The sequence below is a fragment of the Rhizobium phaseoli genome, assembly GCF_003985125.1.
GTDB lineage: Bacteria > Pseudomonadota > Alphaproteobacteria > Rhizobiales > Rhizobiaceae > Rhizobium > Rhizobium phaseoli.
The window spans coordinates 1-13,535 of sequence record NZ_ML133604.1; the positions used below are offsets into that span (position 1 = coordinate 1).

A 13,535-nucleotide genomic window follows, 5' to 3' on the forward strand; every position below is an offset into this window, starting at 1 on the left:
CCAGACGCGCTGCTTACCGGCGCCATCGATAGTGATGTCGACATAATGCGGCTGCGAACGCACATTGGGGCGCACCATCGTGTAGCCTAGGCATTGGCGGCGCCCCTCGACGGGCTGCCAATGTGGCGACAGGACCGAATTGTCGCGGGAAGTATAGTCGTTCCCATCCCAGCAGAGGCTGTTGCTCACCGGCTGCGGCGATGTCGATACGCAGGTTGCTTGCCGACCGCCGCGACCGCTATCAGTCGTGAGCTTGTACCCCGCATCGCAATAATAGGGTTCATAGCCAGGCCGCGAACTCTGAAAACCGACGCCGCTACAGGTCGGGAATGAGTGCCCCTCGGCAAGCTCCCGCCACAGCTTCTGGATCGGCGGCCGGCATTCTGCATATTGCGTCGGCCCGCCGGGATTGGAAAGGCATAGAATAACCTGGCATCCCCAATCCTCGGCCCGCGCTTTACTGCCGAAAATAAGATAGGGTGGCGCAACGAAGCAGACCGTAAGCAGTGAATTCAGGAGAAGGCTTTTCATGAACAGGATCCTTCGAGACGACGGCGTCCCATTGCGTTCAGGAGAACCCGCTTTGCTCGCCCAGGTTTATACTGATCTATATAACACAGTTAAATGACATGACAAGCGCGATTAAAACGCAGTGGCACAACCTTGCCTTCTCGGGGCTCATTCTCCATGAGATCCTCGACCATCCGCTGGAGGACGAGACCCCGCAGGCGAGGCTGAAGCAGATCGGCATGATGACGATCCTCTACACGATGACCCAGGCTCACCAGAAACTAACCCTCTCGAATATCATCGAGATTACCGAGCTGACGCGAAGCGGCGTGAAGGAGACGGTCGATCTTCTGGTCAAGCGGGGAATGCTGGTGGAGACGATGGGAAAGAACTCCATGGGCCGGGGGACGGCACGGCAATTCGAGATCTCGCAGGACCTCCTGAGCAAGCTGAGCTCTTTCCGCGCCAGCCAGGAAGCGGGATTAAACTGACTGATTTTCGATGACTGATAAGGCGAGATGGCGAATCACTCACAACTCCCGATCGCATGGCTGCAGGCAGCCATCAGTGACGATCGGGCAACCCGCCCGCAGGCGGGTTCCAATCAAACAATGAAGAGTATCGGAGAAATCAGCATAGCGGCGCCGTGAGGCGGATTTCGGGAATTCTCGCCCCGCTAAGGGCGGAACAAGGGCAGCCGCAGGAGCCTCAGCATAGCGGCCGTCAAGGGAGGCGGGACCGACTGCCCCCGCCCGTGCGTTCCCTATCTCCGTCGCCGCTCAGCATATGGAGCGCGTTGCGCACCGGCGAACTCGGCTGGAACATGACCTACCGGTGAGGGCGCCAAAGCAATATTTTTTGCTAGTTCCAAATAAATCATCCGACGACCCGCTGTCATCAACGCTTCTCTCGATGCTACGCACGACGACTCCTTCGCGCGGGACATCGTTCTCGTTCGCCCTCGGCGGACGATGGCTTCCGCCATCGCGATGCTAAGGGAGGATCTGCCGGAGGAGGTTGCAAGCCTGGACAGTCGCGTGATTTTCAGCATCGACGGTCGAGGGGATGCGCTGGTTCTCACCACGGGGCCGCATGACGACGCCGTCGGAATACTTCGCGCGTCACTTCAATATGCCGGTGAATACGCCCCACTAGCTGCGCGAGGTCAATGCGTGACGATTTTAGACGCCGGTTCGCGGGATAGGAGCTTGCGGCCGTCGGGTCGCGGCAGTGGGCGGCGTCCGGGTGGCTGATAAGGAGGCGGCTCAAGCCGCCTCCTCCTTGTTGAGATCCGGCTGCAGGTCATGCAGGTAGTCGACGGCCCGTTGCGCATGAGCTGCCGCTGAAAAGATGGCGCGCTTGTCGTTGCCGAGAACCTTGAGCCAGCTGTCGAGATAGCTTGCGTGGTCGGGGCGCGGTTCGAGCTCTGGAACGACACCAAGATCGGCGCAGAGAAAGCAGCTACCAAGTTCGGCAATGAGCTCTTCGCGGGCGCGTTCGCTCCTGTCTTTCGCATAGCGGCTCAGATCCCGATCGAGTCTTCGCGGTGCAGCCGTCCAGTGCGTCATCTCGTGACTGAGTACGGCGACGTAGGAGGCATCGTCCCGGAAGGCGTCGACGCATGGCATCTGGATGTAGTCCCGAGCAGCAGCATAATAGGCCGCCGATCCACCGTGGCGGATCAGGGCGCCCGTATTGGCAAAGAAGCGGCCGGCAGCACCGATTCGGCTCATCCAATCCTGATCACGGGCGATGGAATGGGCAAGGCCATTGAGCCCGGTGATCTGATCGGTGTTGAACACGGTGTAGGTTTTGAGAAAGGGGATATCCCGTTCGATTTCGGCGCCTGTCTCCGTCGTCTCGGCGCGGATGAAAGAGCTGGCAAAGACGACGGTTGTGCCGGTTTCGCCCCTGCGGACGGCGCCGCCAAGCTCGATTGCCTGACGAAACGTCATCCACCTTGGCGATGCAAAGCCGCGGGCGATGGCTTCAGACCAGAGGAGCAGAACATTGATGCCGGTGTATGGTTGGCCGTTGTGGCGCAGTGGCCGGCTGACCTCGGCCGTCCCGCCTCCCGCCGTCCACGGCTTGGTCCATGGACGGACGCCCTGTTTGAGATCGGCGATGATCTTGGTGGTGATGCGGCTGTAGATATCGGATCGTTGATTGGATTGCTGCCTGTTCATGTCTGAACCTCCGTTCGAGGTCGCGGCCATCGCGACCTGCTACGGCGGCCCAAAAGCCGGGCTGCAAGCGCGGCCCGCACCCGCAGGGCCGCAACGAAGTGGAGGACGGCAAAGCCGTTGTGGGCGGCGCGAGCCTGGCAGGACCAAAAGCCGGGGCAGGACGGGATGCAGCAACACCACGGCGAGACTGGTTTGAAACCCAGGCAGAAATGAAAAATCCAGTCTATTACGCAAGGCGGGAGCGTCCGGGATGAATCGATGGACCCGAAGCGTGGCATCGACCTTGCGCGGCCGTTCCTCGTCGACGCAATGGAGAAGGTTAGCAACGAGAGTGCCATTTCGTCGAGGAAGCCAAGACCGCCGAGACCAAACTCGTGGTCTTCGCGCGCATGCAATTCGACCGCGTACCTCAGCCCCTACTTCGTCGCCAACCAGGACAAGATGCGGGTAGAGTTCGAGGATCCGTATATCCTCATCCACGAAAAGAAGCTATCGAACCTGCAGCCTTGCTGCCGGTAAGTTGAGGTCTGATGGAGCATTCCAATCGGCCGACCGCCTTCAGCAAATAGGCAGAACCATTACGAAATCACGGTGCAATCGCTGGCGTTTTTTTCCGCCACCCGTTCAAATGGCCGAAAGTTTCGAGTTGATCGAATTGAAGCTCCCGTCTTCGGGAAGTGGTGGGATCCGGGAACGTTTGGCAAGATTCAACGAACCACTGGCCGCCACGCCCAGAGAGGGTCATAGGGAATACGATGACAAGCGCGGACGCTCAGTCGTTCAGTCAGGTTGCGAGCACGTATCAACTTGGGATCGGTATGACTCACATAGCGCCTCCAACTGATTTACGGCACTAGCCAAATCGTGAAGTTCCGATTTCAGCGATTGGATGATGTCGAAATGTCCGGAGCCATTCGAATTCGCAGTTGAACTTTTCAAATCCGCAGAATTTCTATTCGGATGGGGAAATGGGATGAGCTTTTGCACGGTTATGCTTTTGACGATATTGACTCTGAATAGTAGATTGTACTGGGCAAGTCTTTGCAATGGCAATCGAAAGCGAAAACACGTCAACGTATGTTTCGTCGCGCAATTCGGTACAGGGCCTGCATATTTCGGAACATCAAAGCACCTGAAGTTTTAAGTAGTTCCTATTGGTCCGCGTTTTATCCAATCGCCCAGAGTAGTTTGGGCTTCCGTTGGATGAGTGCGGTATAAACAGCGCCGCAGGTGGCGTGGATCCTGCGCGCTGTTAGCCGTAGGCTTCACGCGGTTCGGGTCCCAACAGATGCGGGAGGCAAGCGCATGAGTGCCACCCCTTCCTCTGCGGGCATCGGCGTAAGATGGGAATCACCGCGAGAGAACTCGAGCACTGCGTTTGCAGCGAGAAGTTCGGACTTCGGGATGGGCTTGCTATAGTAGAACCCCTGTGCCACAGCGCAGCCGCTTTCAGCCAAGAATTTTTCTTGATCGACCGTCTCCACGCCCTCAGCGACTACATTTTGCCCTAGGCAGCGCGCAATTGAGAGAATTGCCTTGACCAGTTCTCTACTTCGCTTGTCGGATCGATTGATGAATGACCGGTCAATTTTGAGGGTATCAATGGGAAAGTTAGCCAAATAGCTCAGAGATGAGTAGCCGGTGCCGAAATCATCGATCGCTATGGAAATTCCGCTCGCATGCAATTGAGAGAGTGTCGTCGAAACGCCCTCGCAGTTATGGAGCAGGAGACTCTCAGTTATTTCAACCTCGATCCACTCCGCACGACAACCGGTTTCCTGCAATACGTCCGCCACCGTTTGCGACAAACGCGGGCATTGAAACTGCTTAGGAGACAAATTTATCGCAATCTTGTGCGGGGGCAGTCCATCTGCATTCATGACGGCAGCCGTGCAACACGCCTCATGCAGCACCCATCGTCCAAGATCGATGATCAATCCCGTTTCCTCGGCGACACCTATGAATTCTCCCGGAGGGATCATTCCCATCTTCGGATGATGCCATCGTAGCAGTGCTTCTGAACCGATCACCTTTCCGTTGTCCAATAGGACCTTTGGCTGATAATGGAGTTCAAGTTGCTCATGTTTCAAAGCTAGGCGTAGGTCTGATTCTAGCGCTAGGCGCTTTTCAGCCCCAATCGTGAGATCCTTTGAGTAGAAGCGGAAGTTGCTACGCCCCGAGCGCTTCGCCAAATACATCGCAGAATCCGCATATTTCACCAAATCGTCGGGAGCGTCGCCGTCATTTGGAAATACCGATATCCCGATGCTGCAGGATACAAAGATCTCCCTGTCGGAAAGCATGAAGCGTTCGCCGAATGCGGCAAGCATTCTGCTGGCAATTTGAGCCAAATCGTCATTGTCCTGAACATTGGGCAGCAAGACTGCAAATTCATCTCCACCGAGTCTCGCCACGGTGTCGCTGGCACGGACGCCTTTTTTCATGCGTGTCGCCACCTGCCGCAGCAACTCGTCACCGACGGGATGTCCCATAGTGTCATTGATCGCTTTGAAATGGTCCATATCGATCAGCATCACCCCGGCTCGCTGGCCCGCCGAAGCCGCGTCCCCGATCATCTCGCGTAGCCGTTCATTGAAAAGTGTCCGGTTAGGCAGGCCGGTCAGAGAATCGTAGAATGCCATCTGATGGATTTTCTTACGGGACGTGTCCAGTTCGGTGATATCGCGGGCGACGCCGAGGATCCCCATCAGCTTTCCCCCCGTGAATACCGGAACCTTACGAGTCTCCAAAAGCGTTGATCGACCGTCCTCGTGAGCGGTAAACCGTTCCTCATTGATGAGAATACGGCCGGCTTGCATGGCCTCCTCATCCTTGTCACGAAAAAACTGGGCGAGTTCGGGAGTAAACAGGTCATAATCCGTTTTCCCGACGATTTCCGCTTCTGCCTTGCCGACCAATTCTTCGAAGGCATGATTGCACAACAGATATTTGCCTGTTACGTCTTTCAGCCATACCATATCCGGAATGGTCTGCAGGACACTTAGGAGGCGAGCCCGAGCTTCAATAGTCGTGCCCTCGGCGTGCTTTCGTTCGGTAATATCGCGAGATAACACCAGAAAAGTGACGGTTGAGTGATTGCTGCTTGGTCGCCTTGCGACCGACAGTTCAAACCAACGGGATTCGCCGTTTGGTAGGGCTATACGGACACAACGACCGTAGGAGGCGCCGGTTTCATCGGCTTCTTCAAGAGCCAGCATAGCGATGTCGGCCTGATCTGGAGGGAGCACATCGCGGACAAGCTTGCCGAGCAGCACTTCTTTTCGCTGCGCCAGGATCTCCTGATTCCTTGCCCAGACCTGCAGGTAGCGACCGTCGGCATTTACCTCGAACAGAACGTCAGGAATGGCGGCAATAATTCCCTCTGCGAATTCAAGAGCCTCTTTGAGATCATGCTCCGCACGTTTTCGCTCTGTGATGTCCAACATCGCGCCAACCAAGCCGATCCTGTTACCAGCGATATCAGTGATTGCGGTCTTGCTGAGTAAAAGATCAACGACACCACCATTCTCGGTGGTGGCCTTTGCTTCATATTGCTGAACACCGCCATTTGCAAAAAGCGCCTCGTCCAACGCGGCATACGTCTCGGCTATGGGTGCGGGCACCAAATCGAAAACGGTTTTTCCGATAATATCTCCCTTTGAGCGGCCGGAGAAGCTTTCGAAGGCCCTGTTGCAACCAAGGTGTATCCCATCTCTGTTTTTGAAGAAGACGGGTAACGGGATCGCGTCGAGTACGACGGCACTGGACATCTCTTCGGCGTTGAATGGCAAGTCGATGTTTGTCGCAGGATGCCGCGGATTCGCCCGGAAAGCCTTCTCAAACGGTTGCTTCAGACTTGCGACATCTGCGTCGTGACCGTGCGATGGCCGGACAGCGGAGGCTTCCGAAAATGGCGGGGCCGTGCCCGTGGCAAGCGGAGGGCTGGCATTGACCGCGTTGCGGAAGGCTCCACGCCCCTGGTCGATTTGAGCATCAGTCGCCATCTGCACTTCCACAGGCTGTTCGGGGCGGGATGTGCGTTCCGATTGACGTACGTGTTTCATGTGCCTGTCCTGCTTTGTCACGTGGCTGAGCAATCATGCGTCAAGCCAGCATTTTGTTAGGACCGCACAAGTCATTTGGCGGAGTACCATGCCGCTACCCCACCGGGATATCGCTCTCATTCAGAATCATCAAAGACGTGTATTTGCATGTGGTCGGCGACGCCGCCCATATCATTTAGAACGCTTGCCAATCATCATTCGAAGGCGCGAGCACCAGGTTACCACGGCGCATCGGATAGTCTCCGCGGTCAACCATTGTCTGACCGGGCGGGAAGCTCTTGCCAAGTTCGCCCGTGACCTTTTGTGGCTTCCCGCTCTCGTCTTTGAAATGGAAATGTTTCAACAGTGCGGCTAGGCTTTGGCTCTCTTGAGCGAGGTGCGATCCTGCAGTATTCATCTCCGCGACCATGCTCGCATTTTCTTGAGTGGCATGGTCCATATGGTTAACCGCGCCGTTAATCTCGCGCAGGCCCGACGATTGTTCCTGGGAGGCCGTTGCGATTGCGTCCATATGAAGATTTACATCCTGCACAAGCTCTTCAATCGTTCTCAGGCCCGATCCGGTTTCACTCACGAGCCTTACGCCTTCGTCGACGGCAAGAGCTGAATTGCCGATGAGATCCTTGATTTCTTTTGCCGCTGTCGCTGAGCGCTGTGCAAGCTCCCTGACCTCCTGGGCAACAACCGCAAAGCCTTTTCCCGCGTCGCCAGCACGCGCTGCTTCGACGCCGGCGTTGAGCGCCAGGAGGTTCGTTTGGAAGGCGATCGCGTCGATGACGCTGATGATCTGGGAAATCTGCTTGGAGGAGTTTTCAATGCGATTCATGGCGCCGATAGCATCGCGTACAACCCGACCGGACATTTCCGCATGATTTCGCATCTGTTGGACGGCTCCGCGCGCCTCAGCCGTCCTCTTCGTGGTCGATGCAACGTTGACGGTTATCTCCTCCAACGCCGCTGCAGTTTCCTCGAGCGAAGCCGCCTGCTGCTCCGTGCGTCTTGAAAGATTTTCAGATGCGGCCGAGACGCCCGAGCTGCCATTCGTGACCGTTTCGACTGAATGGCCGACGGTAACAAGCACGTCCCGGAGCTGACGAATGGAAGCGTTGAAATCCCTGCGCAAACTTTCAAACTGTGGCGCTAACGGCTCCTCAATCTCATAAATCAAGTCTCCATCCGCCATCCGCTTCAACCCGGTTGCCAATGCCGTCGTCGCTCGGATGAGGCGCTCTTCTGCTTCTTTTTCCGCTCTTACCTGAATATCCAGCTTCTCTTGGTCAGAACGAATGCGCTCAGCTTCCGCGGATGTCTCCAGGTTACTTTTCTGTATGGCCGCGCCGCGGAAAAACTCAAGGCAACGCGCCATGTCCCCGATCTCGTCGCGTCGGATCGTCAAGGGCACCGGCGCCGACGTATCGCCTTCTGCGAGTGCCTTCATTCGGCTTGTCAGAGTCCGAATGGAGCTTGAAATTCTCCGAACGACCGAAATGCACAAAATGAGTACCGTAGACATGATCAGAAGCGTGGCGCCGGAGTAGCCGATAAAGGCATTGCGAAGATCGGCGTAACGCTGAAATGCCATCTCGTCCAACTCGTCGCCGGTGCGCATAATGAGTGCGGTCAACAAAGCAGCCCGCTGTTGGGTGATTTCATTCCATCGATCCAACGTCTCGGGGGGGAAGGAAACGCCTGGCTGGTTTGCATACATCTGATCGCGAACGCCCGCGATGAACTTGCCTGCGGCGCTGGCCTCGAAGTCGTCATAAGATTTGACGAGATCGGCGGGGAGAAATTCCTGCATCGCAGGCACATAAAGCTGCTTTAGATTTTTTGACTGTAAGAGGGACGAAAATAGATCGACGGACATGGCTGAATTTTTGACGTAGGCTCGGCCGGGCCTGATCTCCAGCAAACTAGCTTCCGTGATCTGCATGAGCGCGTGAAAACCGGTAATTTGGCGTGCTAAATCCAAATCATTGACAGTCGCCCCAGTGCGACGGACGAGCTCCAAGCCCGCAAGGGCAGCTGGGCGCAAAGCAACAGCTCCCTCCGCCTCGCTAGCCGTTCCGTCATCGACGCGCCGGCGGAAGCTATCGATATTGTCCCGCCTTTCACGAATGATCTGTACCGCCCGTTCTATGGCCGGATCGTCGAATGCCTTTTTCCAAGAGTCGTAAGCGGAAAAGACCGCTGTAAAAGCCCTGTCCGATGCAGCTTGCTTTGCCCGACGCACGTCGGCGCCTGCAAACGCTTCCGCCGCTATAGCTTGGGCGAGGAATCCGCCTTCCCGCCCAAGTCGCTGCGTTGTTTGTGCGCTGCGGAAGGTAGAGTATTCTCGGTAATATCCCAGTGATGTTGATACTCCGATGATTACGAACGCCGTCAACGGGATAATTGCCAAAATCATTAAAAGTAGAGATAGCGGCAGTCTCGACATATGTTCCTCATAGACGACTATAAATTACACCGGCTTCCATTAGCGACGCGGTCCAGAACATTGCGACATTGACCGCTATGTGTGAGATGACCTCGGCATAATTACTATAAGATTAACCCCTGTAGTGGTCTTGAACTGCGTTGCGCAGATCGGAACATCGTCGCGTTCAGGGGATCAACTGCAAGACAGATCTTGGGCCGAGGCAGTCGGCTTTTCTGGAGAGTGCTGTTGCTGCAAGCCTTGAGGACGGTCGAGCGTGCCGGCTGATCGTAGCTCGGTCGGCGCAATCTGCTTATGATATACGCAATGTTTCCGAGGGAAGTACCCCATAGCGCTTGCGATAGTCCGCAGAAAATCTGCCTCTATGCACGAAGCCCCATTTCAGAGCGACCTGCGTGACCGAGAGGCCAGGTTCGCCTGTCATCAGTTCCTGATGCACTAATTCCAACCGTAGGTGCTGCAGGAATGCCAGAGGGGTCGTATTCCGAAAGTTGCGAAAACCGCTTTGAAGAGTGCGTCGGCTTACGCCACAAGCCGTTGCGATTTCCTCAAGAGATAGCGGCCGAGTAATATTGGCACGCATATAGTCGACCGCCCGCTTAACGGCCTTGGGTAAGGGTGATTCAGCAACGCGGCATAACTCAGATGAGTAGCGATGCTGCGCAGCTTCAATCAAAAGCTCCATCGTCGTTTCAGTGAGGTGATGAAGTGCTATCGGTGATTGAAGGAGGGTTCCGTCTCGTAATCCAGCATACAGCACTGGTACCAGTTGAACCAAAAGGGAGCCGAACCCGACCGATAGGTCGATTTCTGGCGAAAAATCGAGGCTGCCTCTTATTGGCGTATTGAGCCGACATCCCAAACGGCGCGTCAGCTCATCATGGGCGATCCTAAGCCCCAAATGTTTCCTGGGCCCAATGAATTGGGTCGTACTCGCCGACATACTGTTCACGAAAACGCCCCGCGTTCCCTCTGAGGGGATTTGTCTGCCGTCAACGGTAACGACCGATCGCCCATGTAGTGGAAGCATGATGATGTTTGCCTCCGCCGGTCCCCGGTGCTGGACCGTTAGGTCGCCCTCGTAGTGCGCGGCAATAACTGCAATCGGACCATTGGTAATCGCATGTACATCGTAGGCGATCGTCTTATCGCCATGTACATGCGCTTCAGATTGCGGGGAAAGCCTCGAAAGCGCTGCCGCGAGTTCCTCGCTGCAGGTACCTTTGAGCGAGAAATGGTCAATCTTAGAGGGGGACACTCTCAACTCTCCACATCATCACTTCCTTCCCGAAACGGTATTCAAGCATGAGGCCCGCCTATCGCTAACGACAGGCGGACAGGGCAATTGACTTGTCGCGGCCAGTCCTCGCCGTGAATTCGACGCAGTCGAAGTCGCCTAAGTTGATAGTGCGAAGATCAATCATTGTTATATATGGAACTCCGACAGAATTGTTACCTGCTGCCAACCATCGCTTCGCAACCGATTCCCAAATGTCTGGCCTTTGATGGTCTCCATTCACGGCCCAGCAGACTCGGGCGTGCTCGCGCTAGCGACTAAACCTCATCCTTTAAGGTTTCTTTTTGCGTGATCAAACGTGCGGAGTGATGGCCGGAAACAAAGATCCATAGCCAGCTTAGTCCCACTGCCAATCTGCTCCTCGTACCTATCAGGAAGTAGATATGGGCAAGCCCCCAAATCCACCATGCAATTCCGCCCTTGAGCCGGATCTTCCCGAAGTCGATAACAGCCGAATTCGGCCCGATGGTAGCCAGGTTTCCCAGATGCCTATATCTGAACGCACTTGGAGTGGGTGTACCCAGACGTCGTGCTTCAATTACCGAAGCGACATATTTGCCTTGCTGTTTGGCGGCGGGAGCCACTCCGGGGACGGGTGTTCCATCAGCGGCCTTCACGGAGGCAGTATCTCCAATAATAAAAATCTCGGGCTTACCGCCAACAGTCAGATCTGGCTGCACGACCGCCCTACCCGCCCTGTCCTTTTCAGCACCGACCCAGGCGGCGGCGTTCGACGCTTGCACCCCCGCAGCCCAGATGACGGTCCGGCTTGAAACGAACTCATCTCCGATCGCGATGCCGTTCTCGTTGCATGCCGTCACGGGAATGCCTGTTCTCACTTCGACGCCCATCTTGATTAGCGACTGCTCGGCATATCTCGAAAGTGCCTCCGGGAACACGGGTAGGACACGTGGACCTGCCTCGATGAGAAGGATGCGCGCCGATCTGGTGTCGATGCTACGGAACTCCTCAACAAGGGTTCGTTGGGCCAGTTGCGCTATAATCCCAGCCATCTCCACGCCTGTCGGGCCTGCTCCGATTATGCTGAACGTGAGCATTGCCTTCCGCCGTTCGGGATCAGCCTCCAATTCGGCCTTCTCAAACGCGAGAAGAAGCCGCCGCCGGATGGTCGTCGCGTCTTCGAGTGCCTTTAGCCCGGGCGCAAACGGCTCCCACTCGTCCCGGCCAAAATAGGCGTGCCTTGCACCTGTCGCGAGAACGAGCGTGTCATAGGGAATAGCATTCCCATCCTTGAGCGATACTACGCGTGCCTCGGTATCAACGCCAACAACCTCGCCCAGCAGCGTCGATACATCCTTTCGTCCTCTGAACAATGCTCTGATGGGCCAGGCTATCTCCGAGGTTGCCAATACAGTCGTGGCAACTTGGTAGAGGAGCGGTTGAAAGAGGTGATGGTTGCGCCTGTCGACGATCGTTATGGAAGTGTCGGGACACTTGAGGTCCTTCGCTAACTGGAGTCCGGCAAAGCCACCGCCGACTACGACAACTCGATGCGTATCCATTTCGTCTCCCTCAAACCTGCGCGCTCGGGGCGCGCGCCTCGTAGAAATGGCCATTGCGCCCGATCAGTCGCTGATACGGGTATTTACATTAATCGACGGTGGACTCACCAACAGTGGAAGAAGAGGCTCCAGCACCCGCTTGACATTAGGATGTTCGCCATGGCCAACGACAGCCGCCTCATTCTGCCAGCCGTCTAAGATGATGAAAGTGTTCGGATCGTCCGACCGCTGGTAGAGGTCGTAGTAGAGACAACCAGACTCTTCGCGGGCGGGTCCAATGAATTCCTGAAGGAGTTCTTTTACGCGATTTCGATTTTGGGACGTGGTTTTGAATTCCACGACAAGGTGCTGTTCCTCTGACTTCTTCGATGTCATTTGCGCTGGCTCCTAATTGAAAACGACGACCGGCTTGATCACTCGCCCGGCTTCGGCGTCCGCGATCGCTTCGTTGATCTTCTCGAAGGGATACTTGGTGATCAATTTTTGGAAGGGGAAAAGCCCAGCCTGATTAAGATCCATCATCTGCGGAATGAACAGCTGTGGAATCTGATCACCAAGGATCGCACCCTGGATCTTGCGATTGAACACCATTAGATCGAGGGGGATGGGAATGTCGTTACCGAGCGCGTCGAGGCCGAGCAAGACAACGTGCCCGCCGGCACGGGTGCACTTGATCGAGTTCAGAATAACCGGAATGATGCCAACTGCGTCGATCGCGAAGTCGGCACCGCCGCCCGTCAGCGCATGGATCTGGTTGACTACGTCGGGATCTTTGCCGTTGATCGCATGTGTGGCACCAAGCCCCATGGCCATGTCTAGCCTCTGCTGATTCAGATCTATGATGATAATCTTGCTGCACCGACGAACTTTGGCGGCCATCACGGCGGCCATGCCGACAGCACCTGCGCCGAAAACGGCTATCGTCGACCCTATTTCCGGCTTCATCGCGTTTATCACTGTTCCTGCACCCGTTGCCATGCCGCACCCGAGTGGCGCAGCGTCGGTAAGGTCGAGGTCTGTTTTCGGCAAAAGCGCTGCATTGTTTTCAGTCGCAAGGATATGCGTCGCAAAGGACGACTGGCCCACGAAATTGCTGCCAATGCCAACTTCATCGCAGAGCAATGCCTTCTTACCATTCGGACGAAGCCCCGTAAGATTGTACTGGGTATAGTTTTGGCAGTTCATTGGGTGAGAACGGCGGCAGTCGGCGCAGAATCCGCATGAGCTCTGGCTCAGTGCGACGTGATCACCCACTTTGAGGCTCTGAACTTCTGGTCCGACCGCCTCGACGACGCCGACGCCTTCGTGCCCCGGGATCACAGGTGCCGGCGGGCCAAAAATACCGTCGCGAAGCAGCAAGTCCGTGTGGCAGATCCCGCTCGCAACCGTGCGAACCAGGATCTCGTTGCCTTCGGGGTCAGCCAGTTCGAGTTCACGGAATTCCAGCGGGCTCTTTGGCTTCACGGCGACAGCCGCAGTGATTTTCACCATTATATTCTCCTGCGTTCTCCCGCAATT

9 protein-coding genes and 1 pseudogene are annotated in these 13,535 nt (G+C 56.0%); 2 read left to right on the top strand and 8 right to left on the bottom strand.

All coding sequences use genetic code 11. The features are described from left to right. The coding region (locus EFD56_RS30835) for a hypothetical protein (RefSeq protein WP_126907057.1) at positions 1 to 531 on the bottom strand (531 nt) is incomplete at its 3' end. 98 nt (positions 532 to 629) lie between these two features. On the opposite strand from EFD56_RS30835, the gene EFD56_RS30840 reads away from it, so the two are divergent. After that, positions 630 to 1,001: a hypothetical protein gene (locus tag EFD56_RS30840; RefSeq protein WP_037145471.1), complete on the top strand. Its 372-nt coding sequence runs from the start codon at positions 630 to 632 to the stop codon at positions 999 to 1,001. Positions 1,002 to 1,775: 774 nt separating this feature from the next. Here the strand turns inward: EFD56_RS30840 and EFD56_RS30850 are convergent. Then, positions 1,776 to 2,696, bottom strand: coding sequence for an ArdC family protein (locus EFD56_RS30850; protein ID WP_037145473.1), 921 nt, complete (start codon positions 2,694 to 2,696; stop codon positions 1,776 to 1,778). A gap of 294 nt (positions 2,697 to 2,990) precedes the next feature. Between EFD56_RS30850 and groEL the strand changes: the two are divergent. After that, a pseudogene (gene groEL / locus EFD56_RS30855) lies at positions 2,991 to 3,200 on the top strand (chaperonin GroEL); the annotation flags it as partial. 761 nt (positions 3,201 to 3,961) lie between these two features. Here the strand turns inward: groEL and EFD56_RS30860 are convergent. The 6 genes from EFD56_RS30860 to EFD56_RS30885 form a co-directional block, all read right to left on the bottom strand. Next, positions 3,962 to 6,760, bottom strand: a complete 2,799-nt coding sequence (locus EFD56_RS30860; RefSeq protein ID WP_037145474.1) for a sensor domain-containing protein — start codon at positions 6,758 to 6,760, stop codon at positions 3,962 to 3,964. 175 nt (positions 6,761 to 6,935) lie between these two features. After that, complete coding sequence (locus EFD56_RS30865) at positions 6,936 to 9,197, bottom strand: methyl-accepting chemotaxis protein (RefSeq protein WP_016737440.1); 2,262 nt, start codon at positions 9,195 to 9,197, stop codon at positions 6,936 to 6,938. Positions 9,198 to 9,489: 292 nt separating this feature from the next. Continuing rightward, the gene (locus EFD56_RS30870) at positions 9,490 to 10,455 is read right to left on the bottom strand and encodes a helix-turn-helix transcriptional regulator (RefSeq protein WP_008534397.1); all 966 of its coding nucleotides are present in this window, start codon (positions 10,453 to 10,455) and stop codon (positions 9,490 to 9,492) included. 296 nt (positions 10,456 to 10,751) lie between these two features. Next, positions 10,752 to 12,017: an NAD(P)/FAD-dependent oxidoreductase gene (locus EFD56_RS30875; protein ID WP_004671504.1), complete on the bottom strand. Its 1,266-nt coding sequence runs from the start codon at positions 12,015 to 12,017 to the stop codon at positions 10,752 to 10,754. Positions 12,018 to 12,080: 63 nt separating this feature from the next. After that, positions 12,081 to 12,392, bottom strand: a complete 312-nt coding sequence (locus EFD56_RS30880; RefSeq protein WP_004671505.1) for a putative quinol monooxygenase — start codon at positions 12,390 to 12,392, stop codon at positions 12,081 to 12,083. A 12-nt stretch (positions 12,393 to 12,404) separates the two neighbouring features. After that, a complete protein-coding gene (locus EFD56_RS30885; RefSeq protein WP_004671507.1) occupies positions 12,405 to 13,508 on the bottom strand; it encodes an NAD(P)-dependent alcohol dehydrogenase in 1,104 nt (367 codons plus the stop codon). Between the last annotated feature and the right edge of the window lie 27 nt (positions 13,509 to 13,535).